The organism is Vibrio sp. 1402 (genome assembly GCF_033340275.1).
This window is the reverse complement of the sequence record NZ_JAWOWE010000002.1, coordinates 596,905-622,277: the sequence shown is the minus strand read 5'-3', so window position 1 is coordinate 622,277 and position 25,373 is coordinate 596,905. Positions and strand designations below refer to the sequence as shown.

Here is a 25,373-nt window from a genome sequence, read left to right as displayed (position 1 = left end):
GAGACAAAACAGCAACAAAAAAACCGCCTATTACGGCGGTTTTGCTTAAAGAATACTGATTAAAGGTTTGGACCTGTCGATGGTCTGTGTGGTTGGTTATTGAGCAGTTGCTGCATCCCTTGAAACATTCGCATAAACCACACCAAGATGGCTAATGCAGCAAACACCATCCCTACCCAAGGAATAAAGTAAGCGATGGTTTCAAGCAAAGTACTATGCAACCAATAATCACTCACGCCAACGAGTACACCGTTAGAAGTCGCGACGGTGACGATCAACACAACAAAAAACGTCAGGTAGAGAAAGAAGGTGCGAATTAAACCGTAGTAATGAGAAATCACTACGTCGCTGTCTTCTCCCTTATCTAATCGGTAACCCGCATAGATAATTGCGATAACGCCTGAGATCAGAAACGTAAACGGGGTCAGACAGCTCAGGATGTACGCAACCCAAATCCCGTTATGAGGTTTGTTCATTCGCTTTCGCTCCTTTTACTTCCGTTTGTGCCGTATCTGTTTCACCCATCGCTTCTTTGGACTTCACTTCCTCATACCAAAGATCGTGATGCTCTTTCGCCCATGTTTCATCAACTTCACCTGTCACCATGCCTTCTAGCGCACCTTCCATACCGAATAGACCAATATAGATGTGGAAGATAAAGCCACAGATTAGAATCAGCGCCGAAATCGCATGAACTAAGTTAGAAAGCTCCATGTCACGGCGAGTTTGGCCAAAGATAGGAAAGTCCAGAACTAAGCCACTCACTGCCGCGATAGCACCAAAGAAGATTAACAACCAATAGATTGCCTTCTCACCACCGTTTGAGAAACCAGCTGACGGATGTGTGCCTTTGTGTTTACCAACCATGCCGCCCATTTTCATAAACCAACGAACATCTGTCATGTTTGGAATCGACTTGCGCCACCATTTAAAGAGCACGAGCATCAGTAAAATGAAGAACAATGGTCCCATGTAATTGTGGTACTGCTTCGCCAACATGACGATAAAGCCCCAGAACTCAGTAGGAACGTACGGTTTTAAGAAGTGCTTACCGTAAACCAGCATCAAACCACTGAATGCCAGCGTTAAGAATGTAAACGCCATACTCCAGTGAAGCGCGCGGTCTAAACGAGACCAACGCTTCATTTTTTTACCAGTACGCGGCTTGCTAAGCATCAAAGGACCAACGAATACGTAAGCCATGATTACCATTGCAATACTGCCGAAAATCGCGACAGCACCCGCTGGAGACATCCATTTCTCTTTTAGAATGTACCAAGTCTCACCAGGTTTACTGATCAATACGCCATGTTCTGGCGATTGAGACGTGGTGTAGCCTTCTTGCCCCTCTCTGACTTCGCGCCAATAGTCTGCCCCGGCGAGTTGCGTGATCTCCTGTTGAATAACTTTAGAAGATTGTTCCTCTGCTGAAGCAGGCATTGCGAAAGTCAGCAGCAATGCTGTCATCATTGACAGCATTGCTAAAGATGCACGTTTAAGCGTGTTTAACATGTACCTCTCCTTACTTAGCTTTTCGTCGCATCGTAAGAAAGATCGTTTCCGTCTGTCCAACCTGCGTTTTTCGCGCCGCGTTCTACCACACGTTGACGGAAAATGTCAGATACTTTCTCTGCGTCACCCGCAAGCAGCGCTTTAGTTGAACAAAGCGATGCACACATCGGTAACTTGCCTTCTGCGATACGGTTCGCACCGTATTTTTGACGTTCTTCCTCAGAGCCAGGCTCTGTTTCTGGGCCGCCCGCGCAGAAAGTACATTTATCCATTTTGCCACGTTCACCAAACGCCTCTTGTTTAGGAAATTGAGGTGCGCCAAACGGACAAGCAAACAAACAGTAACCACAACCGATACACAGATCTTTATTGTGAAGAACGATGCCGTCTTCGGTATGTTCGAAACAATCAGCTGGACAAACTGCCATACAAGGCGCATCGGTACAGTGCATACAAGCAACAGAGATAGAGTTTTCACCAGCTTCACCGTCGTTTAGTGTTACCACGCGGCGACGTTGAATGCCCCATTCAAGCGCATCGTCGTTTTCGTTCTTACATGCAGTAACACAGCCGTTACACTCGATACAGCGTTTGGTGTCACATAGAAATTTCATTCGTGCCATTGTCAGACTCCTTACGCTTTACGAATGTTACATAGGGTTACTTTGGTTTCCTGCATCAAGGTAACCGGGTCGTAACCGTAAGTGGTTGCCGTGTTAGCCGATTCGCCAACAACGTAAGGTTGTGTACCTTCTGGGTATTTAGGGCGTAGGTCTTCACCTTCGAACTTACCGCCAAAGTGGAACGGAATGAACGCCAAACCAGGTTTCACACGACGTGTTACCATCGCTTTCACCTTGATTCGTCCTTTCTCTGCACCTTCAACCCAAACATCATCACCATCTCTAAAGCCAAGATCGTTCGCGTCTTTCGGGTTCACTTCAACAAACATTTCTTGTTGAAGCTCGGCAAGCCAAGGGTTTGAACGCGTCTCTTCACCACCACCTTCGTATTCAACCAGACGGCCAGAAGTCAGAACGATTGGGTACTCGCCCGATTTGTCTTGCTCTTGAATGGATTTATACAACGTAGGAACACGGAAGATTGCATCTTTGTCTTCCCAAGTTGGGTAATCCGTTACAAGGTCACGACGTGGTGTGTAAAGTGGTTCACGATGCAGTGGCACACGGTCTGGGAACGTCCAAACAATCGCACGCGCTTTCGCGTTACCAAATGGAATACAACCGTGCTTGATCGCGACACGCTGAATACCGCCAGAAAGGTCAGTCTTCCAGTTTTTACCCTCTGCTGCCACTTTCTCTTCAGCAGTTAGATCGTCCCACCAACCAAGTTGTTTCAACAACTTGTCAGTGAACTCTGGGTAACCGTCTTTGATTTCACAGCCCTTCGAATAGCTGTCTTCAGCAAGTAGGCTCTTGCCTTCAAATTCCACACCAAAGCGCGTACGGAAGTTACCGCCACCTTCTGCAACCGTCTTAGACGTATCGTACAGAATGTGCGTGCCTGGGTGTTTCATTTCTGGTGTACCCCAACATGGCCAAGGTAGACCGTAGGTTTCACCGTTGACAGGGCCACCTTCCGCTTCCAATGTGGTTTTGTGGAACGTATGCCAGTTTTGTTGGTGCGCTTTCAAACGCTCTGGGCTTTGGCCTGTGTAACCAATCGTCCACATGCCTTTGTTGAATTCACGCGTTAGGTCTTCAATCACCGGCTGGTTGTTTTCAACACGGATGTTTTTGAACAGAAGATCGGAATAGCCCAGTTTCTTCGAAAGCAGGTACATGATTTCGTGGTCTGGTTTTGATTCAAACAAAGGTTCAATCACCTGATCACGCCATTGTAGAGAACGGTTAGATGCGGTAACGCTGCCGTGTGTTTCAAACTGTGTTGTTGCAGGAAGCAGGTAAACGCCGTCGGTACGGTCGTTCATTACCGCAGCAACCGTTGGGTAAGGGTCCACAATCACCATCATGTCCAACTTCTGCATCGCTTTTTTCATCTCAACACCACGTGTTTGAGAGTTCACTGCGTGTCCCCAGTAGAACATTGCACGGATGTTTTCGCGCTGACGAATGTTGTCTTTGTTTTCCAGTACACCATCAACCCAACGAGATACAGGAATACCTGCACTGTGCATTGGTTTCTGACCGCTGTAAGCGTTGTCATCGAAACGACCTTTGATCCATTCGTAATCGATTTCCCACACTTTTGACCAATGACGCCAAGCGCCTTCAGAAAGGCCGTAGTAGCCCGGTAGCGTGTCAGAAAGTACGCCAAGGTCGGTTGCGCCTTGTACGTTATCGTGACCACGGAAGATGTTTGCGCCGCCGCCTGATTTACCAATGTTACCAAGCGCTAGCTCAAGCACACAGTAAGCACGTGTGTTGTTGTTACCAGTAGTATGCTGAGTACCACCCATACACCAAACAATACAGCCTGGGCGATTTTCAGAGAGCAGTTTTGCTGTTTGGTAAACGTCTTCTTCGCTTACGCCTGTTACGCGCTCAACTTCTGCTGGCGTCCATTTCGCCACTTCAGCACGGATCTCATCCATACCGAATACACGTTGACGGATGAACTCTTTATCTTCCCATTGGTTTTCGAAGATGTGCCACAACACACCCCAAATGAATGCTACGTCAGAACCAGGACGAAGTGATACATAGTGATCCGATTTTGCTGCCGTACGTGTACGACGAGGATCCGCTACGACGATCTTACAGTTGTTCTTCTCTTTTGCGATCAGAATGTGCTGCATCGCTACTGGGTGTGCTTCAGCTGGGTTTGAACCAATGAATAGCATCGACTTACAGTTGTGCATGTCATTGAAAGAGTTGGTCATCGCACCGTAACCCCAAGTATTCGCTACACCCGCCACGGTTGTTGAGTGACAAATACGCGCTTGGTGGTCAACGTTGTTCGTACCCCAAAGTGATGCCATTTTTCGGAACAAGTACGCTTGTTCGTTGCTGTGCTTTGCGCTCCCTAAGAAGTAAACCGAATCAGGACCGGACTCTTTGCGGATGTCCATCACCTTGTTACCGATTTCTTCGATCGCTTGATCCCAAGAAAGCTTTTTCCACTTCCCGTTTTCAAGCTTCATTGGGTATTTTAGACGACGCTCACCGTGACCATGTTCACGCAGTGCTGCGCCTTTTGCACAGTGACCACCGGCGTTAAATGGGTGGTCGAATGCAGGTTCTTGACCCGTCCAAACACCATTTTGAACTTCTGCGTAAATACCACAACCCACTGAACAATGAGAACAGATAGTACGTTTTACTTCTGTTTTCGCTTCTGGATCGACAGATTTTGCTTGCGCTTTTTTCATCATTCCCGGTGCGAATAGACTAGCACCAACCACTGCACCACCAGCGGCAAGCGAAGTGTTTTTCATGAATGCACGACGAGATACGCCAAGCTGGTTCGTTTCTTTGCTCACACTGTCGGAGCGTTTGACAAGTTTCATCCGTTATCTCCTAAAGTGTGTCGTAGTAATCGCGAATGTGTTGAGTTTCACGATACCCTTTCTTCTTCACGTCGTTTTCAGAAGGCTCAACCGTTTCTGAAGCAACGGCCACTTTCGTGGTTCCCGCAACAACAGCACCGGCAACGGCAGCGGTTGTGAAGCCTTTTAGGAGATCCCTACGGCTTGTGTTTATTTCTTTATTATCTTTCATCATTGCTTCCTTACCTTACGGTAGATCTTTGGAGACTCATGCCTCTCTATCGATATGACCAAGTACTGCTCGATTACTCGTAATCAGTGACGTTTTTCACATCAATTTTTAATTTGTTCTTACTGCTTTTGGTGTTCACGCTAAAGCGCACTTGCTCTAACGTTAAAAACGCATCGCAAAGCTGTGCAGCTGGCTTGTAGAAGTTCACGCTTTCTGCGCTCTCTAGTTGGCGCGTAAAAGATTGGAACCAAGGGGCGATGTGTTTGTTAAACACCGCTTGTTGAAGTTCTTCCTCTTCACCTGTCAGCATTGCCATCACTTCGCACAGTGCAGAAATATGGTCTTCAGGCTCTTTCACGTTCTCTTCTCGTTCGATGCCTAAAAGATCCAAATCGCGACGAATTTCCGCTAACGGTTTTTCCATCATCGAGCCAGTGCGATGCCAAGATCCGAATGGCACAACTTCACCACGTCCAATGCCAATAAACAGATCTTGATATTCTTCTTCTAACGCTTCTCGCTGCGCTTCGTTCGCGGCTTGTTGCAGTGCGAGCCAAGCTTTTTGCATCGCGCTCTCAGACGGCTCAATTTCTAGCGATTTCAGGAACGCCAGCATTTCATCACTAGGCGCACTACGAAAAAGTGCAGATAGAACGAGATAAATGTCTGTTCTCAGTGTTTGTTCTTGTTGTGTGTCCACTGCGAGCTCCTAGTATTTCAATTGTTTCATTGGGTCTTCTGCCATCGACTCAAACATGTCGATCACACGGCAGTCTTCACACATCGCGATACGATTGATCGCCGCTTCATCAGAAAAATGAGAGTGACCGCGTAACTTGTTTTGTAGCATGTCGATCATCGATTGCGGAGCAAAGGGCTTGTGACAACGAATGCACTCGGCTGCCTTTTCTTCATGAATCACAACCGCTTTCTGGCGTTCTTCTTTCACCCAGTTCATACGAGGAGTAAGCGTCAGCACTTTCTCTGGACACGCTTTCTCGCACAGCCCACATTGAATGCAGTCTTGCTCGACGAATTTAAGTGACGGAGATCGACCGTCCGTATGCAATGCACGTGTTGGACACACCGCCACACAGCTCATACACAACGTACAATCTTTACTTTCACAAGAGACTGTGCCGTAAGGTGCGTTCGCTGGAAGTTCAACAATGTTCTCAACTGGAATACGTGATGCGGACAACGCATCCAACGCCGTAAATAGACGCTGACGTTTGTTACCTTGCAAATCACCTAATGCCAAATCAAAAGACTCGGTACAAAGTGTCGGAGCACCTTCACGTAGTGACTCTAGATACAGAATGTCGATGGTTTCTTTGGCGATACCAAGCTGACCGAGCAGCTCTTGAGCAATACCTACTTCGCTATTAAGCACACGAATAATGGTTTGAGGCATAAAACGTGAAGCCGCAAACAGCACCTGAGTAGCACCATTCACAAGCGCGGCGAACCAAGTATCAATACCAACCGAAGGCAGTTCTTCCACCACAATTGGAATCACATTATCTGGCAGTGCTTTTAGTGCCATCACGTTGTAGCTCTCGTGGCGAGAACTGCAAATCAATACGATAGGATCTAAACCACCCGCTTGCTCATAGTTGGCGAGCGTACGTTCAATAAACTTTTGCGTATCTTCAGGGTTTGGCAGTGCGTAATGAATCGCTTCTGTCGGACACGCTGTAGCACAAGTTCCCACGCCTTGACATAGGTATGGGTTGATCTCGATGCGATGGCCCGTTTTGTCGCTGCCTTCACTCGATAGTGCCCCTGCCGGACAAGCATCCACACACCGTTCGCAACCTTTTACGCCACGAGAGCTGTGTGCACATAAATCGGTATCTAAACGGAAGAATTTCGGTTTATCGAACGTCCCCATTAAGGTTGGAATCTCTTCCAACGCTTCAGCCAGTTTCGGATAGCCACGACCTACTGGGTAGTAGCCCGGTACTGGGACTTCTTCCGACATGCAGCTGTTAAGGCAAAGATCGAGTACGATATCGAAACAATCGCTATTGATCGCGACCTTGGCAAGATTGTTGGTCGAACCATGATTTTCAATCAGAACTTCAAACGTACCTAAGAACCCTGAAACCTGAACCGAATTGGCGTAATAAAGCTCGGGATTTGTGCCCTTTTCGCCATCGGTAGAAAGCAGCGTTAGGCTGTTCATTTGCGACAATTGCGCTGCCGCACTTTCGATGATTGCTGTTGGGCCCACAATCAAAGTATTACCGCCGCTTTCATAGCTTACGGTTGGTGGAATAAGATTGGTCAACTCTACGGTATTTTCGAAAGCGTACAGCCTCGCTTTACCGTTATTGGAAGTTGCTTGTTCTAATAATTGTTTCAGCATTGCTCAATTCCATTTATGAACATGGATAGTCTTTTCCATCTCTTAGTGTAGTTAGCGCCGGAGATTCTGCTGATTAACTTATCAATGGGCATTCTTATTCCGCCTTCTACAGGCGATGAATACTACGCAGTGCGTCCGTACTAACTTCAACCAGATTGGTATTGAGCAACAGATAGCAAGTGTCATGCCAATAAAATATCAACTAAAAATCAATATGTTATCAATTTTACTGGCAAATGGTAGGGATAAAAAAACCGGTTGAGACATTTTGTCTCAGCCGGCTCATTGAGTGTTTAGTCAAAATGTACCTATTCTTTGTGTGGTATATTTTGTCTCACCTCGTTAGGCTGTGATTCTTCAGCAAAAGTATCACCTTCGCCAGGAACTGTATTTATATACAGTTCATTTTCATCTTGAGTAATTTGGCCACTTTTGTCGGTGTTTGACTCTGCGTCTTCAACTACCTCAGATGCGATATCGTTAGCGTTAAGCTCAGACCCTTGCGCAGTTTCAGCGTCTGGTTCGTCTTCCACTTTGTCTTTAACCCAATCACGCAGCGTCTCAGCGACGTCTTGAGAAAGTGACTTTAAGTTACTGTAATCATCATCGTAATCGTCTAGGCCGTCACGCACGTTAAATTCTTCGGACAAGAACATTTTGCGCAGCGCAGCTTTCTTGACGCTTTCTGAGGCTTCAGAAACCAGCAGTTGCGCCACAGACATTTCTTCGGTTTTTTCAGTCTCTACACTCGCGGTAATGTCTGGAGCCTGACTATCCTCATTGACGTTCAAAGCATCTGAGCTTTCGTCAGCGTTTGAAAGCGCTGTGACACTATCTTCGGATTGCGCCGTCTCTGCTATCGGCGTGATCTCTTCATCATGTTGGGAAGATTCTTCTAACTTACGTTTCGACCAACGGCTTAAAAAACTAGTTGCCATTTGCTCTGCCCGCTCCTTTGCGTTTCTTACGTCTTACTTCTAACAACTCACCGTGGCGACCAATAAAGGCTTCCATCCAAGCCTGAACGGCTAACGGCATATCGTTAGATAGTACAAGGTTATCACCATCCATATATTGCGCCGCAACAGATTGTGAAGCCGTCAGTAAATGTATCGCTGGTTTTTCACCAGACTCGACGTTATCCATCACTAAAAAGAGTTTAGGTTGCAGAGAGCTTAAGTTAAAGCGGTAGTCTGTACGTTCATCTTTATGTAATTGCAACGGACAAACATCTGGAGTCTCTTCCGTCGGATTCAGCGCAAATCCTGTCAACTGCCATTGGGTTGTCACCCAAATCCCTGTACTGATCTCATGCTCAACAAGCTCTACGCCGATTGGCCATGTATCCTCAGTCTTTTCGTAATTTTTTTCGAAATCTTTCTTATCCGACATAACTCACCCAGTCTTTCTATTTTTGGTCTGAAAACACACAGGACATTTTGCCCCCGTTTTCGACCATTTTTATTGTCTTCGAAGCAATAAACGCGCCAAGCTGATATAACTTAGTCTATATACTCCCTCAGGCTATAAGTACCAAACTAGACGAAACTCAAATGTATTGATGTGTCATTACTGCGAACTCGCAGTTTTAATGCATTGTTGACATAAAACCTCGCAATTTCTGTGCGAACCGCTATTTTGGAATGAGATTTGCTAGCCACTTAACAAGCTAAAATGCGTAGCAACCTAACGCTCTTAATCACTAGGACACGACTGTGCTGAAACCAAATATTATTAAAACCAGTGAAAATCCCCTGCAAACCATTGAAGTCGATGTGTACGACGAGTACGGCGAAAAGCTCACGAAGCAAATCGCTTGCGAGCGTCCTCTTACGGTCATGCTGAACTGGAAAGAAGTGGTCACGCTCATGACGCTGGGTTCGCGTCCAGAAGCACTAGTACTGGGTTATTTAAAAAACCAAAGCTTCCTGTCCGATCCAGCCGCGATTGAATCCGTTATTATTGACTGGGAAACGCATTCCGCAGCGGTGATTACTAAAGAAAACACTGAGCACTTAGAAGGCGCCCTGAAAAAGAAAACCGTCACCTCAGGTTGTGGCCAAGGCACTATGTATGGCAACGTGATGAAGCAGCTTGAAAATTATCAAGTGCCTCAAGTTCCTCTTAAGCAGTCAGAAATTTATTCTGCGCTGGAAGCGTTAACCCATTACAACGACACCTACAAAAAAGCGGGCGCAGTACACGGCTGTGCGGTTTGCAAAGGTAATGAGGTGTTATCATTTGTGGAAGATGTCGGCCGTCACAACGCAGTGGACACACTTGCAGGTGAGATGTGGCTCAAAGAAGAAACAGGTGAAGATAAAATTTTCTACACAACTGGTCGCCTTACATCAGAGATGGTGATTAAAGTGGCTCAAATGGGCATTCCTGTTCTGCTTTCTCGCTCTGGCGTTACTCAAATGGGGTTAGATCTAGCGAAGCAATTTGGTATTACGACCATTGCGCGTGCGAAAGGTTTGCGCTTCCAAGTCTTTACAGGAGCCGACAAGGTTGAATTTGATGTAAAAGGCAACCAATAACACCTTTTCAGTGTAAACTAAAACCAAAAATGCGGATTCACAGAGGATGTGGACTATGAATAATGACCAATTGTGGAATTTTCTGCTTACGCCCAGCGGTATCATGCTTTCTATGATTATTACCTTTGGCGTAGTCGGAATCTATGCGTATATAACAGGTCAGTTTAAGGATTAAGGCCAAATATTAAAAAAGCCTCGCTAAATAGCGAGGCTTTTGCTTTTTAAACGCTTTGCGAGTAATTACGCGTCAACGCCACGAGATTTTAGGAACTCAGAGTAAGTGCCTTTAAAGTCTGTGATTTTACCATCGCGGATTTCGATAATACGCGTTGCTAGCGAGTCTACGAATACACGGTCGTGAGAGACGAAGAACAACGTGCCTTTGTATTGCTCAAGCGCCGTGTTCAAAGATTCAATTGATTCCATGTCCATGTGGTTGGTTGGTTCGTCCATTAGCAGCATGTTTGGCTTGTGCATCATTAATTTACCAAGCAGCATACGACCTTGCTCACCACCAGACAGTACTTTTACTGACTTCTTAATGTCATCTTGACCAAACAGCATACGACCAAGGAAACCACGAACGACTTGCTCGTCATCACCTTCTTGACGCCATTGACCCATCCAATCCGTTAGATTCATATCTTCTGCAAAGTCATGCGCGTGGTCTTGCGCGTAGTAACCGATGTTTGCATTTTCAGACCATTTGAACTCACCAGCACGCGGTTCAAGTACACCAGCAAGCGTGTTTAGAAGTGTTGTTTTACCCACACCATTTTCACCGATGATCGCAACGCGCTCTCCCACTTCAAAAATTGCATTGAAGTCTGAGAACAAGTCCTCTTCAAAACCTTGGCTCAGGTTTTCTACGATCAGAGCGTTACGGAACAGCTCTTTAGACTGTTCAAAACGAATGAATGGGTTTTGACGACTAGACGCTTTCACTTCGTCCAATTTGATCTTGTCGATTTGCTTCGCACGAGAGGTCGCTTGTTTTGCTTTCGATGCGTTTGCAGAGAAACGCGCAACGAACGTTTGTAGCTCAGCGATTTGTGCTTTCTTCTTAGCGTTGTCGTTTAGTAGACGTTCGCGAGCTTGAGAAGCCGCCGTCATGTACTCGTCGTAGTTACCAGGGTAAACGCGTAGTTCACCGTAGTCCAAGTCAGCCATGTGTGTACATACTGAGTTTAGGAAGTGACGGTCGTGCGAAATGATGATCATTGTGCAGTTACGCGCGTTTAGCGTATCTTCCAACCAACGAATTGTGTCCATGTCCAAGTTGTTGGTAGGTTCGTCAAGAAGCATCACATCTGGGTCTGCGAATAGAACCTGCGCTAGAAGCACACGAAGTTTCCAGCCTGGTGCTACTTCACTCATTAGACCGAAGTGTTGCTCCATTGGGATACCTACAGCAAGAAGAAGCTCGCCCGCTTTGGCTTCTGCCATGTAGCCGTCCATTTCAGCAAACTGAACTTCTAAGTCAGCCACTTTCATGCCGTCTTCTTCGCTCATTTCAGCAAGTGAGTAGATGCGGTCACGCTCTTTCTTCACTTCCCATAGCTCTTTATGACCCATGATAACGGTATCGATTACAGTAAATTCTTCGTAAGCGAACTGGTCCTGGTTCAGTTTTGCAACGCGCTCGTTTGGATCGTAGCTTACGTTACCGCTGGTTTGCTCAAGCTCGCCGCTGAGGATCTTCATAAAGGTTGATTTACCACAACCGTTAGCTCCAATTAAGCCGTAGCGATTGCCTTCGCCGAACTTAACTGAAATGTTTTCGAATAGCGGCTTAGCGCCGAATTGTTGAGTAATATTCGCTGTGGAGATCAAAACCTTTACCTTAGCAATTGGGGTGTATTTAGAAAAACCGGGCAACGGTACTTGTTCATGCTACATACTGCAAGTGTTGTTTTTATTAATTCACTCCAAGTGAAATCATTGTAAGGTTTCTAAGAAGCAAAAGCGTAAACATAAATGCGTCATTAAATACAAAAAAGAGCCACTATCGTCAGTGACTCTTTTTCCATTAATACTTCAAAAAAGTGACTAAGCGATGTTCGTCACCTCTAGGATCAGTTCGGCTTTTTTAGGTAAATAAATACTGAATTTACTGCCTTTTCCCCATTCAGACTCTGCTTTTAACTCACCACCCGTTTGGCTGAGAATACTTTGGGAGACCGATAGCCCTAACCCTGTGCCTTCTCGTTTCGTTGTGTAAAATGGCGAGAAGATTCGACCCAAGTTTTCTGGTTTAATACCGCAGCCCTCATCGATAACATGAATCGCAGCTCCTTTCACTTCGCCCTCTTCAATCCAGTCTTCACTGACTACTGTTAATGTTCCTTTACCGCTCATTGCGTGAATAGCGTTCATTTGCAAATTAACTAAGATTTGTAGCAAGTGGTGACGGTTTATCTCAACGGACGTATGCGCTTGTAGATCAGTCACAAACTCGACGTCGCGTTTCTTGGTGCCTGTTTTAACCAAGGTGATGCTTTCATCAATGATAGGATTGACATGTTGCCAAGTGATTTCATCTTGAACACCGCCTTGGCGACTGTATTGCAATAAACTGCGTGTGATATTGCGGATACGATCAATTTGCGCGTGAATCGCATCAATTTCTTCTTGTACTCGACTTGCATCGTCACCCAATTCAAAATGGATCAGTTCTACGTTGCCTAGAATCACGGCGGTTGGGTTATTAATTTCGTGAGCAATCCCCGCGGTGAGTTCTCCCAGTGCTGCCAGTTTTTCATGAACAACGAGTTTGTCGCGAGTTTGGTTAAGCAATTGAATATGCAGCTCAAGATCTTGGGTTTTTTCTCTCAGGCTTGCCGTGCGCTCTTGAACTTTGCATTCAAGTTGAGCTGCGGAGTTTTTCAGTTCAATTTTGCGCTCTTCTAGCGCGTCTAACATATCATCAAACTGTCTGGCTAACTGCGCAAGTTCATGATCGGCATCTAATCCTAACGGGCCAATCCGTTTTTCTTTACCTTGTTGGACCTGCTTCACCACTTTATGAATGCGTTCGATCGGTCGAAACAGATCATAAGAACCGCGATATACCATCACGCCAGAAACCAGCAATAACATAACCGTAATCAAGCTGATTTCGGCAATGTTGGTCATGTAGGCTTTAACGAATGGCCACATGAGGTAACCGGTATAAAGCATACCAATAACATTGTCGTATTGGTCTTTGATTGGTTGATACGCCGTAATATACCAAGCGTCATACACATAAGCGCGATCAACCCACTGTTCACCCTTAGAAAGTACTTGGTTATACACTTCGGCGCTCACGCGAGTGCCTATAGCGCGCCCTAGTCTATGATCGCTGTCTAAAGGAACGTTGGTGCTCACACGCAAATCATCGAGAAATACCGTCAACGTACCCACAGGGCGAAGGCGGTCATTATCACTTAAGTAAATGAGATCGCGGATTTGATCCACCAGCACTGTGCTGTTGTTAAGGAGCAAACCACCATCAAGAAAGCCGATCAAATCGTTCGCTTGGCTGTATACCGGAATCACGGTTCGACTGACTAACCCACGCGCCTCCCTGTCACCATCAGCAAGAATAGGCACTTCTGCTCGTTTGGCGAGTTCAGGATCGAGGCGTTCGAGTTCTTCTTTATTGAGTACATCAAAAAACGATTCGCGCTTGGTGAGATCCATAAAGCGGAATTTGTTTTCCATGGAATTAACGCGTTGGAAAGAGAGAAAATCTAAAGCATATCTTTTCTTCTGCTCTGTGACCCACTTTTGCAGGTCACCTTGTGGCGTTCCTTTATTAATGCGAATACGGAAATCGTACGAATCGGCAAACGCCCGCACGTAATTGGCTTGCTTTTGCTGTAACAACGTTACACTGTTATTTGCAACACCAAGACGTTCCGAGACATCAAGCAGCGCATTTTGCCACGTGTAATGAATAGACCAATAAATGGTAATGCCGATCAGAGCTAACAATGTGAGGAAAATCGGCGCAGAGGTTAAGAATAACAAGCGATAACGCACCATGGTTTTAAAACGGTGCGTCCATTTTGACAATCCTTTGTGCTGTGGGCCGTTAGTCGGCATATTCCTCACCCTCAGAATCCCATTCTTTGTACTTACGTTCTAAGGTCTTGCGAGCTACGCCCAAGTCACGAGCAGCAGCAGACTTATTGCCTTCATGCAAGTTAACGACTTGTTTAATATGTGCTTTCTCGACTTCTTTTAACGTCCAGCTGTTTGGATAGCCTTCGCCAGTAAATTCTTTGCCTTCTCTAAAGGTTGGTAACTCAGCAGAGTGAGAAACAGTAATCGATACATTAGGCAGTGAATGCCCGCCATTCAGCTCTCGCCAATAGTGTGCAGGTGGTTTGCCAAGCAAGATACAACGCTCAATCAAGTTTTTGAGCTCACGAATGTTTCCCGGCCAATCGTACTCACTCATGGCTTCCATATCCTCGTGAGCCCATTTGGGCGCAGGCATACCGAGCTCGCGCGTCAGCATGTTGCTGAAAAATGGCACCAACTCAAATAAGTCGGTTTTGCGCTCTCGCAGCGGACACACTTCAATTTTCAGAACGTTTAAACGGTAATAGAGGTCACTGCGGAAATTACCTTGATTGACCTCTTCTTGCAGATTACGGTTGGTGGCGGCAACAATACGGACATCAATACTGATCTCTCTTTCTGAACCGACAGGGCGAATCGTACGCTGCTCTAACACACGCAATAATGATGCCTGCATTGCAAGTGGCATCTCCCCGATTTCGTCAAGAAATAAGGTGCCACCGTTCGCAACACGGAACAAACCTTCACGCGATTTTTTTGCACCGGTAAACGCGCCCGATGTATGACCAAACAACTCACTTTCTAAAAGCTCTGGTGCAATCGCACCGCAGTTGATTGGCACAAACGGGCCCGTTCTCCCACTCGCCTGGTGAATACCTCGTGCAACTAGCTCTTTACCCGTACCCGACTCACCTTCAACCAAAACAGAAGCGCGTGATGGTGCAAATTGGTTAATAAGTTGCTTAAGCAGACGCGTTTTTTCTGAGCCGCCGATGATCTCTGAGGTATTGTGACGTTGGTAATCGCGTGTCATGGCGTACTGCATGCGTTCGTTCAAACGGCGATCCATACAGCGACTGACCGCTTTTAACATCTGCTCAAGGTTGAATGGTTTGAGGATAAAGTCGGAAGCACCGAGCTGTAGCGCTCGAATGGCAATTTCTAAATCCGCATAACCCGTCATAAAAATCACATCGGCACGTTTGTCATCATCTTCAAACGCTTCTTCCCACTCAATTCCAGAACGCCCTGGCAGATTAATATCCAGTAAGATCAGATCATAATGTCGAGAATTACGCAGTTGTTCTGCTTCTTCGATGCTACCAGCTGTATCGACATGTGAAAAAAGCTTACCCAATGCCTTTTTCAAGATGGCTTGCATGCCTAATTCATCATCGACGACCAGTACGGAAAAGGCGCTATATTGTTGGTTTGTACTAAGATGGGATTGAGTAGACATATTTACCCCAGATGGATTTCGATGGGACAGAGTGTACCAAGTTTAAACAGAGATACCCTACAAAAAGTGCGACATTTTGTACCAACGCAAACTTTTATGCAAATAACCCCATGATTTAGTGCATAAACCAAGCACTTTAAGCTTGTAAAAGGTTGGCATCTTGTTTGCTATAAGTTGGATACGGAGCGCATTTAAGTGATCTCAGGATGTTGATGTTTGCTTATTCCAACACCCTAAGACAACTTGCGTATTACGCTAATCGCTCTCGTCCAAAAAGGCTTCTCCCTAAAACCTGGGAGATTCCAAAGAATCATTGGAAAGGAACACATAAAAATGAAAAAAATTGCGCTAACTCTGGCTGCAACGTCTATCACGCTTGTAAGTTACTCTGCGTTTTCTGCTCAAGACGGAGAACATGTTCGCCTTGCAACCACAACCAGTACTTACCATTCAGGTTTACTTGATTACCTGCTTCCACAATTTGAAAAAGACACGGGCTACAAAGTCGATGTTATTGCTGCAGGTACGGGTAAAGCCTTAAAAATGGGCGAAAACGGTGACGTAGATTTGGTGATGACACATGCACCAAAAGCTGAAGGCGCATTTGTTGAGAAAGGCTACGGCGTTTTACCTCGCAAGCTAATGTACAACGACTTTGTGATTGTAGGCCCGAAAGCTGACCCAGCAACAATCAAAAATGACGAAGGCGTGTTAGATGTATTCAAAGAGATCGCAAACAAAAACGCAACGTTCATCTCTCGCGGCGATGATTCTGGTACGCACAAAAAAGAAATGGGCTTCTGGGCTCAAACTAAAATCGAACCGAACTTTGGTGGCTACCGTAGCGTAGGTCAAGGTATGGGCCCAACTCTAAACATGGCGTCTGAAATGCAAGGCTACACCATGACGGATCGCGGCACATGGCTGGCTTACCAAAACAAATTGGATCTAGAAATTCTGTTCCAAGGCGATGAAAAACTGTTTAACCCGTACCAAGTTATTCTTGTTAACCCTGAGCGTTACCCAACAATCAACTACCAAGGCGCGAAAGCTTTCAGTGATTGGTTGGTGAACCCTCGCGGACAGGAACTTATCAATGGTTTCCGCCTAAACGGTAAACAACTGTTTGTTGCGAATGCTGAGAGCAAATAACGCAATATGAATCTTGCTGATACAACACTGGAAGCGCTTCGCTTACTGGTAAATTTTGATGCAGACCTATGGGAGATCGTTGCGGTCTCCTTTAGTGTTTCTATCACGGCAATATCCCTAGTGGTATTGCCGGCTATTTTGATGTCCTTTGTACTGGCGTATACCGACTTTCGCGGTAAATGGTTTTTGTTGTCGATCGTAAATACGCTGCAAGCGGTCCCTACCGTGGTGATTGGCCTGTTGCTGTACATGTTGCTGTCGCGTGCTGGCCCTTGGGGAGACTGGCAAATGCTGTTCACTCAGAAGGCAATGATCTTCGGCCAAATGGTGATCTGCTTCCCTGTTTTGGTATCGATGATGCATGGTGCATTACAATCTAGCGACCGTCGTGCAGTGGAAACTGCCATCACGCTGGGCGTCTCCATTCCGCGCTTGGCAGCTACGATGATTTGGGAAACCCGCTTTCCTCTACTTGCGGCTATCATTGCAGGGTTTTCACGTATCGTGACCGAGGTGGGCTGCTCAATGATGGTTGGTGGGAACATTATGGGCGTGACGCGAAATATTCCCACGGCTATCGCAATGGAAAGCAGTAAAGGTGCTTTTGCGCAAGGAGTTGCATTAGGAATTGTATTACTATCTTTAGCGTTGGCTCTAAACTTCTTCTTATCAAGCATGAGAGGCAAAGGCTACCTCAGAACATAGAACATGAAGCAAACAAACGACTCACCATTAACCCCATGTCGAGGCGAATTATGACTATAAAAATCACCGCCGAACAGTTATCCATGCGCTTTAAAGAGCGTGTGCTTTTCCACATCCCTGAGTTAGCCATCGGCCCAAATGATGCCATTTATCTCAAGGGTGACAATGGTGTGGGCAAAACTACCCTACTCAAAATCCTTGCTGGCTTGCTCAAACCCTCTACTGGCGATGTTGTTGCGCCAAAAGATACGTGGCTGAAAAGACTGACGTGTCGCAATGGTCGTGTCGATGTGATTTATCTCCATCAATCCCCTTACCTTTTTGACGGCACTGTATATGAAAACGTAGTCTATGGAGTGAAATATCAACAAGACACGCAAAAAGATAAGCGAGCTCAAGTTATTCACGCGCTGCGCATGGTAGGTTTAGAAACCTTAGCGGACGAACATATTTCCGTGTTGTCCGGCGGTGAAAAACAGCGCGTTGCCATGGCAAGGGCTTGGATTTTAAAACCGTCGATTTTATTGATGGATGAGCCAAGTGCGTCTTTAGACCAAGAATCCATTGAACGATTGGTAGTGATGGCGAAAGATCTTTTGGATCGTGGTTCCAGTATCGTGGTGACAAGCCATCAGGCCAACGCACTGACCGACTTATGTAAAAAACAGTGGTGGATTAAAGACAAGACTTTGATAGAGTCTCCTCTGTTGTATGTCATACCAAAAGAAACATCCCAAGAGAATGCATATGCTTCAACCAACACAAACTAGTTGGGTCATTTTGGCTGGTGGCCAAGCCAGCCGTATGGGTGGAAAAGATAAAGGTCTGATTGAGTTAAATCAGAAGCCACTCATCGAACACGTTATTGAACGTTTATCTCCACAAACTCCACGCATTTTAATTAATGCCAACCGAAACCAAGATGCGTACAGCAAATTTGGTTTCGTATTTAGTGATCAATTCAAAGATTTCCCTGGGCCTATGGGCGGTATTCACGCGGGTTTGATGCATTCTGAAACCGACTGGGTCGGATTTGTACCTTGCGATAGTCCACAAATTAACACCGACCTTGTCGAGCGTTTCTGCCAGGCCGTCAAAGAAGACAGCGATATTTTGGTCGCGCATGATGGTGACCATCAGCAACCTGTTTTTACGCTCTACCACAAGCGCGTACTGCCAAAACTCACCGCGTTTTTAGAACGTGGCGACCGCAAAATCATTCTGCTCTACAAAGAGTGCAACACCAGTTACGTTGACTTTAGCGACTCACCAAACTGTTTCGTCAACTTGAACACTCCGGAAGAACTGGCGCAATTTGGACAATTAGAATCATGAAACACACGCTAAACATTCCTATTCTTGGTTTTGCAGCTTATTCAGGCACAGGCAAAACCACGCTACTTGAAGCCCTATTGCCAAAGCTGACCGAAGCAGGTTTACGCATTGGCATGCTAAAACATGCGCACCACAACTTCGATGTCGATAAGCCGGGTAAAGACAGCTACCGTTTACGCAAAGCTGGCGCATCTCAAATGCTGATTGCTTCTCGCAACCGTTTTGCGTTAATGACAGAAACGCCAGAAGCCGAAGCGGAGTTTGAATACCTATTAACACGTTTTGATGAAGACATGCTTGATGTGGTTTTGGTCGAAGGCTGCAAAAACATCGCGTTTCCTAAAATCGAATTGCACCGTGAAGAAGTCGGCAAGCCTTGGCTTTATCCAAACGATGAAAACATCATCGCTATCGCTTCAGACGGCGGCGAGTTGGACTCTGAACTGCCACAAATGAACATCAATGATCTTGAAGCGATTGCTCAGTTCGTTATTCAGTATGTTCAAGAAGCGAAAGCACCAAAAAATAAAGAGAAAGAAGCCGCATGTTGCGATACCCTTTCTCCTGCTTTCCTTTCTGTGGTTCAAGGCCAAGAGAAAATCCTTTCTTTGGTGAACACGGTTTCGGAAATAGAAGCATGCAAGATTGAAAACGCCTATAGCCGCGTTCTTGCGGAACATATCGTTTCACTAGTAAATGTGCCGCAATACACCAACTCCGCGATGGACGGTTATGCCATCCGCAGTGATGATGTTGACCGTGATAGCTACCAAGTGGTTGCTGAAGTGATGGCGGGCCATGCTTACGATCAACCTCTGGACGTTGGTCAAGCGGTGAAGATCATGACTGGCGCACCAACACCACGTAACGGCGATACAGTGGTCATGCGTGAGCAAGCCATTCAAGAAGGTGACAAGGTCACTTTTAACGGTGCGAATATCAAAGCAGGCCAAAACGTTCGTCAAGCAGGTGAAGATCTCGCTATCGGCAGTGACGTCTTTACCGCAGGCACTCGCCTCGCCTCTCCAGAAATGGGCATGATCGCTTCGCTTGGCTTTGGTGAAGCGAATGTATTCCGAAAATTGAAAGTTGCCGTGTTCTCCACCGGTGACGAAGTACAAGCGCCGGGAACAGAGCAAAAAGCGAATTCTATCTACGATTCCAACCGTTTTACCATCATGGGCATGCTTGAAAAGCTCGGCTGCGAGATCTTGGATTTCGGTATTCTGGAAGACAACGAACAGTTAATGATTGAAGCGTTGGAAAACGCATCGGCGCAAGCGGACGTGGTTATGACTTCTGGTGGCGTATCTGTTGGTGATGCGGATTACATCAAACTTGCCTTGGATAAACTTGGTCAAATAGATTTTTGGCGAATCAACATGCGTCCGGGACGTCCATTAGCGTTTGGTCAAATCAACAACAAGCCGTTCTTTGGTCTGCCGGGCAACCCTGTGGCAGTGATGGTTTCATTCATCAACTTTGTTGAGCCTGCACTGCGTAAGATGCAAGGCGAACAAGGCTGGAACCCTCTGAAAGTGAATGCCATCGCGACTGAGAATCTTCGCTCTCGCCAAGGTCGTACCGAGTTTAGCCGTGGCGTCTATGAGCTGGATGAAACTGGCCGTTTAACCGTTCGTACAACAGGCAAGCAAGGTTCTGGTATTCTGCGTTCAATGAGTGAGGCGAACTGTTTGATCGAAATCTCCCCAGCTATTGATACAGTAAAAGCGGGAGAAAGCGTGACAATTATCCCACTTCAAGGCAGAATCTAGCTCAAACTAGAAATTCAAAGGTCAGCGAGTCTGGCCTTTTTGTTTAATACAGAAACCTTTTCAGAGAGACAGCTATGGCTCGCACCATTCTTTACACTTACAAAGACCAAGACAAAGAACTGACGTTCTCATACCAGCAGCACCGCAACATTCAAGAAGCAGTTGCAGAAGCCGAAGGTATCGATATCACTGAGTTCCTAAAGATGGAGCAACAAATCGAAGCAGTGTCTGACACTAAAGCGGTGCGAAACTACCGCGACAACTACTTCAGAAAATTAGGCTTTAGCAAAATCACCCTAGCTCAAAAAGAAAACCTGGGCGTAGGCAAAAAGAACAAATAAGCTTAGCTGCAAACAGAAAACTCACGATTCGTCGTGAGTTTTTTATGCATGCTACTTTTGTTCATGATCTATACCCGAGCATACCGAAATTACTTAGGTATATAAGTAAAAGCCCCGTTTAACCTTGAAAGTCTAAACGGGGCTTTAAATTTCTTCTTACTTTATATCGAGTAAGGTTTAAGTCATTACTTGATGTTTAAGAACGCAGCGCCGCGTACACCACCTGAATCACCGTGTTTTGCTTTGATGATCTTAGGACACTTAGCCACAGACAATAAGTGTTTAGGGATGCGTTTTGGCATCTCTTCGTAAATCAATTCGAAGTTAGATAAGCCGCCACCAAGTACAACGGTGTGTGGGTCTGTTGCAGTAAACAGGTTTGCAAAGCAGATCGCTAGCAGCTCCATAAAGCGCTCGACGTGCTCTACTGCTTTCTCCTCACCCTCTGCGTGCGCTTTAATAATGTCGATCGCTTTCTTCTCTTCGCCGTAGTAATGCGCGTAAAGAAGCTCGAAACCACGACCAGATAGGTAACTATCTAAACAGCCTTTGTTGCCACAACCACAACCCAGTAATGGTGCGTTTTCGCCTAGGTGGAACCATGCGTCGATAGGAAGACGTGTGTGACCCACCTCACCCGCTACGTGGTTGCGGCCAGAGAATACTTTGCCTTCGTAGATAAAGCCGCCACCAAAACCAGTACCAAGGATCAAACCTAGTACAGATGGTTCATCTTGAAGATCTTCGTCCCAGGCTTCAGAAAGCGCGAAACAGTTTGCATCGTTTTCAATTTTTACGCTGCGACCGATTTTAGCTTCTAGATCAGCACGAAGTGGTTTGCCTTTTGCCGCAGGAACGTTAACTGTTAGTACCGTTGCATCATCGGCGTCTTCCATACCTGGTAGGCCAAGACCAATCGTACCTTCACAGCCAAACTCTGTATCGTATTTATTCACCAATTCCGCAATGGTATCAACCAGCAGCTCGTAGTTGTCTGTTGGTGTAGGTACACGTTCCGTCGCTACACGCTCAAGCTTCTCGTTAAATGCACCAAATTCAATTTTAGTGCCACCGACATCAAAGCCGTAATACATGTATTTCTCTCCTAAAAAATGCTTCAAACGACTCTCAAAAATGGCTAGAGTCAAAAGTATAAACTGATGGCATTATCCATATCTGTACGCCTGCAAACCGTGACCGAATGCAGATTTATCCCCTCACCGAAGCCAGTTGAACAACATACCATCAACAAAAGCTCATTCCTTAGAGTCAGCTCTCGGTTTTCATCCACTCTTTGAAACGTTTCAAGTGTGGCTGGTTAGGGTCGCTTTTGACTCGAGTCTTGCTCAGCATGTAAGTTTCTCTGAAGGCTTCAAACCACAATTGAAGGCATTCCGCAGCTTTAGGCTCACCAGCTTGTTTTAAAACTAATGTCGCGACTTCGGCGGTTGAAAGATGCTGATCATTCTCGGAGCGGCGCATGATGTATTCAGACAGAGATTCCGGCTCAATGGAAAGCACAGGCAAAGATTTAAGAAAATCAGAACGACGGAATATCTTTCGTGCCTCACGCCAGCTACCATCAATAAAGATCAGCAACCATTTTTTGTTCTCGACATCTTCTTTTACCAATCGCCCTGGCTCTAGATCTTCAATTAAACGAGAGGGATCATCCACATAGTCTGCAGGAAATACAATCACCGGTTGATAACTGTCATCCTGTAGTAGCGCGAGCATCTCTTCAGACGGTTCTGTTCGGTTCCATTGATACACGTAAGTCTCTTGAATCGTATCAGCGATTAGACGACCGGTATTACTTGGCTTAAACACTTCGTTTTCAGAAACAATCAACATACATGCAATATTGGCCTTGATGTTTGGCTGAAGGTCGCACAAACAGTGTTGCTCAGAAACCTGGCAATATTGGCAACGAACCACTTTACATCCACGCGCATTGAAAGGCTTGGTTGAGATAGATTGTCGGTACTGATATAAACGGTGGAAAGCGTGAATTCTCATGGTAAGTAATGCCAAGTAAAAAGTAGAGCGCGATTCTACTGATATTATGGCTTCGCCTCAAGATAAGCCCATCAGCAGTGTGTTGAAATAATTTCACTCTTATCTCGGTCATAGATAAAGAAATAAATAAGGGAATGACAGTGACAGAAACGACATTTCAAGAACCCTCATGGCTCAGATTAGGCTTTTTCCTTGGCGTATTATTGCTTTGTGCCATTTGGGAAAACAAATTGCCTAGAAAAACACTGACCGCTTCGCGCAGGTTTCGCTGGGTCAATAACTTGTCATTGGTCGCTTTTAACAGCCTAGTTATTGCTTTAATCATGCCTATCGCTGCCTTTCAAGCTGCGGTCATAGCTCAGGAACAACAATGGGGGCTGCTCAATGTTCTGTCCCTCCCCGCTTGGTTAAATATTTTTCTAACCGTCATTTTGCTTGATTTCGTCATTTACGCTCAGCATATTGTCTTTCATCATGTAAAACCGCTGTGGAAGATTCACCGAATGCATCACGCCGATCTCGACATAGACGTAACTACAGGTGCACGCTTTCATCCCTTCGAAATAATCATTTCAATGGGAGTAAAAATTGCAGCCGTGTTTATCTTAGGTGTTTCACCTATCGGAATTGTGGTATTTGAAATTGTGCTTAATGCGAGCGCGATGTTTAATCACAGTAATGCAAAACTGGCTTTATCTAAAGACCAAAAACTGCGAAACGTCATCGTTACACCAGACATGCATCGCGTGCACCATTCAGTGATAGTAAAAGAGACCCACTCAAACTTTGGTTTTTTCCTTTCAGTTTGGGACCGCTTTTTTGGGACATACCGAGCTCAGCCTAAGTTGGGTCATGATGATGTTGTTATTGGTGTGCCGGAAATTAGAGACGAAGAAGAGCAAAGATTAGATAAGCTGTTAACGCAGCCCTTTCGCTACAATAAAGAGAAGAAGTAATGGGTGAAAAAATATTGTTGGATGAAGTATGTCAACAAAACGAATAGACCAAGCCTAAACCCCAGTTAAACACTACTTCATCCTCATGATGTGTAAGAACAGATTAGTTTTCTGCTAGCTGACGCTTTTTGTTTAGCTGAGTAATACCAACAAATAAACCAACAACACCAAGCACTGCACATGCCAAAGCATTGGTGTTCATTACTTGCTGTGCTTCTATTGAGCTGTATAGAAAAGCAAGGCTGAAGAAAGTGGTGGCAAAGCTCAAACCTGTCAGTACGCTGAAACCAGCAAAACTGGCCAAGTCTTTAAAATCGTTCATAACGAGTCCCTGTTTACAATCCTTAATCGAGTGTTGTGAAAATAATAATTAACGAAATATTTGGCGCGATTGACTATGTTTTCGCGCATTCCATAACCAGATAGATACCCCAAATGAGAACCCTAAAAACAGTGTCTTCATTTGTAGGGCGACGTTGTTATCTAATATTTCTAATGTATAGTGAGCGTGGGAACTAAAGATAACATTGGTTATAAGAATCAATAACATAACAACTAGGCCAGAGCGGCGATGCTTGACCAATAGATACGCTGCTAATAAGTCCAATAGTCCCAAAGCGCTCCAATACATATTCAACCAGCGTGGCGCAAAATCGTAAGGTAAAAAGCCACCAACAATGTTGTCATAAAGATGAACCACTCCGCCAACTGTCATAAAAAGGCATAAGAGAAACAAGACGAATTTATCCATTACCGTTTCCTTATCTGAATGAATGAGCAAAGCATATAGAAGTCACTTAAACATTTGTAATCTCATCGCCATTTTTGAGATCGACAGTGCCATTATCAACACGATGAGAACAGTAACGGCGACTCTACCTTCTTTATTTGCTTCTAGTAGAAGCATAGTGTTTGCTTTGTCATTGTCCCAAATCCGCCAATGCAACGACAGAATCCTCCTTTAAATCACGCCTTGGTTTAGCAACTCTCGTACCTTTTCCAGCCCGCGCTGAAACACAGTATGTGCATTCGCGGGAAGGCCGCTCTCGACATCGTGCCAGAAGAACGCGAAATCATGTCCACCATCGTCTTGCGTATGAAACAGCCATGAATTAGCGAGATCAGCACACTCACACAAAACAAAATGCCATGCTTGATTTTGAAAGCCACTGTCCCATGAGCATAAATATCGTGCGGAACGAACATGTGTGATACCAGACTCCTCAGCGAGCTCCCGCTTGGCCGCTATGATGTAACTTTCATCAAACACTTCAACAGTGCCCTTGACGAGCTGAACACCCGCCAACGGATGTTTAAAAAGTAGGATCTCTTGATTTTGATTACGTAGAACGACGGGGCAAACTTTATCGATCACAAAACCACTCCTTCTTATGGCTTTAGCTTTCTCTGGATATAAAAAAATCGCATGAAGCTGC

Annotated in this window: 25 protein-coding genes; 8 read left to right on the top strand and 17 right to left on the bottom strand. The window is 45.5% G+C overall.

Annotation, left to right across the window (positions count from 1 at the left end; genetic code table 11):
• Positions 1 to 59: 59 nt before the first annotated feature.
• The 9 genes from R7044_RS06185 to R7044_RS06145 form a co-directional block, all read right to left on the bottom strand.
• Entirely contained in the window at positions 60 to 476 is a 417-nt protein-coding gene (locus tag R7044_RS06185; protein ID WP_005377532.1) for a membrane protein, read from the bottom strand.
• Positions 460 to 1,512 (bottom strand): formate dehydrogenase subunit gamma, encoded by a 1,053-nt coding sequence (locus R7044_RS06180; RefSeq protein ID WP_005377534.1) that lies wholly within the window; start codon positions 1,510 to 1,512, stop codon positions 460 to 462. Before R7044_RS06180 ends, R7044_RS06185 begins: the two co-directional genes overlap by 17 nt.
• A gap of 14 nt (positions 1,513 to 1,526) precedes the next feature.
• Positions 1,527 to 2,135, bottom strand: a complete 609-nt coding sequence (fdh3B, locus tag R7044_RS06175) for a formate dehydrogenase FDH3 subunit beta (protein ID WP_005377536.1) — start codon at positions 2,133 to 2,135, stop codon at positions 1,527 to 1,529.
• Positions 2,136 to 2,146: 11 nt separating this feature from the next.
• On the bottom strand, positions 2,147 to 5,002 hold the full coding sequence (locus tag R7044_RS06170; protein WP_005377539.1) for a formate dehydrogenase subunit alpha: 2,856 nt from the start codon (positions 5,000 to 5,002) through the stop codon (positions 2,147 to 2,149).
• Positions 5,003 to 5,012: 10 nt separating this feature from the next.
• Complete coding sequence (locus R7044_RS06165) at positions 5,013 to 5,213, bottom strand: twin-arginine translocation signal domain-containing protein (RefSeq protein ID WP_005377542.1); 201 nt, start codon at positions 5,211 to 5,213, stop codon at positions 5,013 to 5,015.
• Positions 5,214 to 5,286: 73 nt separating this feature from the next.
• Positions 5,287 to 5,913 carry a molecular chaperone gene (locus R7044_RS06160; RefSeq protein ID WP_017820684.1) on the bottom strand — a complete coding sequence of 209 codons (627 nt, stop codon included), beginning with the start codon at positions 5,911 to 5,913 and terminating at the stop codon, positions 5,287 to 5,289.
• 9 nt (positions 5,914 to 5,922) lie between these two features.
• Positions 5,923 to 7,584, bottom strand: a complete 1,662-nt coding sequence (locus R7044_RS06155; protein ID WP_213964309.1) for a 4Fe-4S dicluster domain-containing protein — start codon at positions 7,582 to 7,584, stop codon at positions 5,923 to 5,925.
• A gap of 308 nt (positions 7,585 to 7,892) precedes the next feature.
• A complete protein-coding gene (locus R7044_RS06150; RefSeq protein ID WP_225455418.1) occupies positions 7,893 to 8,522 on the bottom strand; it encodes a DUF3306 domain-containing protein in 630 nt (209 codons plus the stop codon).
• Positions 8,512 to 8,976, bottom strand: a complete 465-nt coding sequence (locus R7044_RS06145; protein WP_225455417.1) for a DUF3305 domain-containing protein — start codon at positions 8,974 to 8,976, stop codon at positions 8,512 to 8,514. Before R7044_RS06145 ends, R7044_RS06150 begins: the two co-directional genes overlap by 11 nt.
• 323 nt (positions 8,977 to 9,299) lie before the next feature.
• On the opposite strand from R7044_RS06145, the gene R7044_RS06140 reads away from it, so the two are divergent.
• Positions 9,300 to 10,124 (top strand): formate dehydrogenase accessory sulfurtransferase FdhD, encoded by an 825-nt coding sequence (locus R7044_RS06140; protein WP_017820681.1) that lies wholly within the window; start codon positions 9,300 to 9,302, stop codon positions 10,122 to 10,124.
• A gap of 240 nt (positions 10,125 to 10,364) precedes the next feature.
• Here the strand turns inward: R7044_RS06140 and R7044_RS06135 are convergent, their stop codons facing one another.
• The 3 genes from R7044_RS06135 to R7044_RS06125 all read right to left on the bottom strand — a co-directional run bounded on the left by R7044_RS06135 (position 10,365) and on the right by R7044_RS06125 (position 15,654).
• The gene (locus R7044_RS06135; protein ID WP_025766654.1) at positions 10,365 to 11,957 is read right to left on the bottom strand and encodes an ABC-F family ATPase; all 1,593 of its coding nucleotides are present in this window, start codon (positions 11,955 to 11,957) and stop codon (positions 10,365 to 10,367) included.
• Positions 11,958 to 12,173: 216 nt separating this feature from the next.
• A complete protein-coding gene (locus R7044_RS06130) occupies positions 12,174 to 14,213 on the bottom strand; it encodes a cache domain-containing protein (protein ID WP_225455416.1) in 2,040 nt (679 codons plus the stop codon).
• Positions 14,203 to 15,654, bottom strand: a complete 1,452-nt coding sequence (locus tag R7044_RS06125) for a sigma-54-dependent transcriptional regulator (protein ID WP_064353911.1) — start codon at positions 15,652 to 15,654, stop codon at positions 14,203 to 14,205. Before R7044_RS06125 ends, R7044_RS06130 begins: the two co-directional genes overlap by 11 nt.
• Positions 15,655 to 15,987: 333 nt before the next feature.
• Between R7044_RS06125 and R7044_RS06120 the strand changes: the two genes are divergently transcribed.
• From R7044_RS06120 to R7044_RS06095, 6 genes are all read left to right on the top strand, one after another.
• Positions 15,988 to 16,806, top strand: coding sequence for a substrate-binding domain-containing protein (locus R7044_RS06120; protein WP_005389522.1), 819 nt, complete (start codon positions 15,988 to 15,990; stop codon positions 16,804 to 16,806).
• Positions 16,807 to 16,812: 6 nt separating this feature from the next.
• The gene (locus tag R7044_RS06115; protein WP_005389524.1) at positions 16,813 to 17,511 is read left to right on the top strand and encodes an ABC transporter permease; all 699 of its coding nucleotides are present in this window, start codon (positions 16,813 to 16,815) and stop codon (positions 17,509 to 17,511) included.
• Between the two features lie 50 nt (positions 17,512 to 17,561).
• A complete protein-coding gene (locus R7044_RS06110; RefSeq protein WP_017820675.1) occupies positions 17,562 to 18,281 on the top strand; it encodes an energy-coupling factor ABC transporter ATP-binding protein in 720 nt (239 codons plus the stop codon).
• Positions 18,259 to 18,846 (top strand): molybdenum cofactor guanylyltransferase MobA, encoded by a 588-nt coding sequence (mobA, locus tag R7044_RS06105; protein ID WP_005389527.1) that lies wholly within the window; start codon positions 18,259 to 18,261, stop codon positions 18,844 to 18,846. The genes R7044_RS06110 and mobA overlap by 23 nt, the downstream gene beginning before the upstream one ends.
• A complete protein-coding gene (locus tag R7044_RS06100) occupies positions 18,843 to 20,621 on the top strand; it encodes a bifunctional molybdopterin-guanine dinucleotide biosynthesis adaptor protein MobB/molybdopterin molybdotransferase MoeA (protein WP_005389529.1) in 1,779 nt (592 codons plus the stop codon). Before mobA ends, R7044_RS06100 begins: the two co-directional genes overlap by 4 nt.
• Positions 20,622 to 20,695: 74 nt before the next feature.
• Entirely contained in the window at positions 20,696 to 20,962 is a 267-nt protein-coding gene (locus tag R7044_RS06095; protein ID WP_005377584.1) for a DUF2960 domain-containing protein, read from the top strand.
• Positions 20,963 to 21,147: 185 nt separating this feature from the next.
• Here R7044_RS06095 and nagK read toward each other — a convergent pair whose 3' ends face one another.
• Both nagK and R7044_RS06085 read right to left on the bottom strand, forming a co-directional pair.
• On the bottom strand, positions 21,148 to 22,056 hold the full coding sequence (gene nagK, locus R7044_RS06090) for an N-acetylglucosamine kinase (protein ID WP_005377586.1): 909 nt from the start codon (positions 22,054 to 22,056) through the stop codon (positions 21,148 to 21,150).
• 175 nt (positions 22,057 to 22,231) lie between these two features.
• Positions 22,232 to 22,981: a tRNA-uridine aminocarboxypropyltransferase gene (locus tag R7044_RS06085; RefSeq protein ID WP_005389532.1), complete on the bottom strand. Its 750-nt coding sequence runs from the start codon at positions 22,979 to 22,981 to the stop codon at positions 22,232 to 22,234.
• Between the two features lie 140 nt (positions 22,982 to 23,121).
• Here R7044_RS06085 and R7044_RS06080 point away from each other — a divergent pair, with 140 nt between their 5' ends.
• A complete protein-coding gene (locus R7044_RS06080; protein ID WP_064376599.1) occupies positions 23,122 to 23,937 on the top strand; it encodes a sterol desaturase family protein in 816 nt (271 codons plus the stop codon).
• Positions 23,938 to 24,040: 103 nt separating this feature from the next.
• Here R7044_RS06080 and R7044_RS06075 read toward each other — a convergent pair whose 3' ends face one another.
• The 3 genes from R7044_RS06075 to R7044_RS06065 form a co-directional block, all read right to left on the bottom strand.
• A complete protein-coding gene (locus R7044_RS06075) occupies positions 24,041 to 24,259 on the bottom strand; it encodes a hypothetical protein (protein ID WP_005389537.1) in 219 nt (72 codons plus the stop codon).
• A 48-nt stretch (positions 24,260 to 24,307) separates the two neighbouring features.
• Positions 24,308 to 24,688 carry a hypothetical protein gene (locus tag R7044_RS06070; RefSeq protein WP_169628672.1) on the bottom strand — a complete coding sequence of 127 codons (381 nt, stop codon included), beginning with the start codon at positions 24,686 to 24,688 and terminating at the stop codon, positions 24,308 to 24,310.
• Positions 24,689 to 24,898: 210 nt separating this feature from the next.
• Complete coding sequence (locus R7044_RS06065) at positions 24,899 to 25,312, bottom strand: NUDIX hydrolase (RefSeq protein WP_025766662.1); 414 nt, start codon at positions 25,310 to 25,312, stop codon at positions 24,899 to 24,901.
• Positions 25,313 to 25,373: the final 61 nt, after the last annotated feature.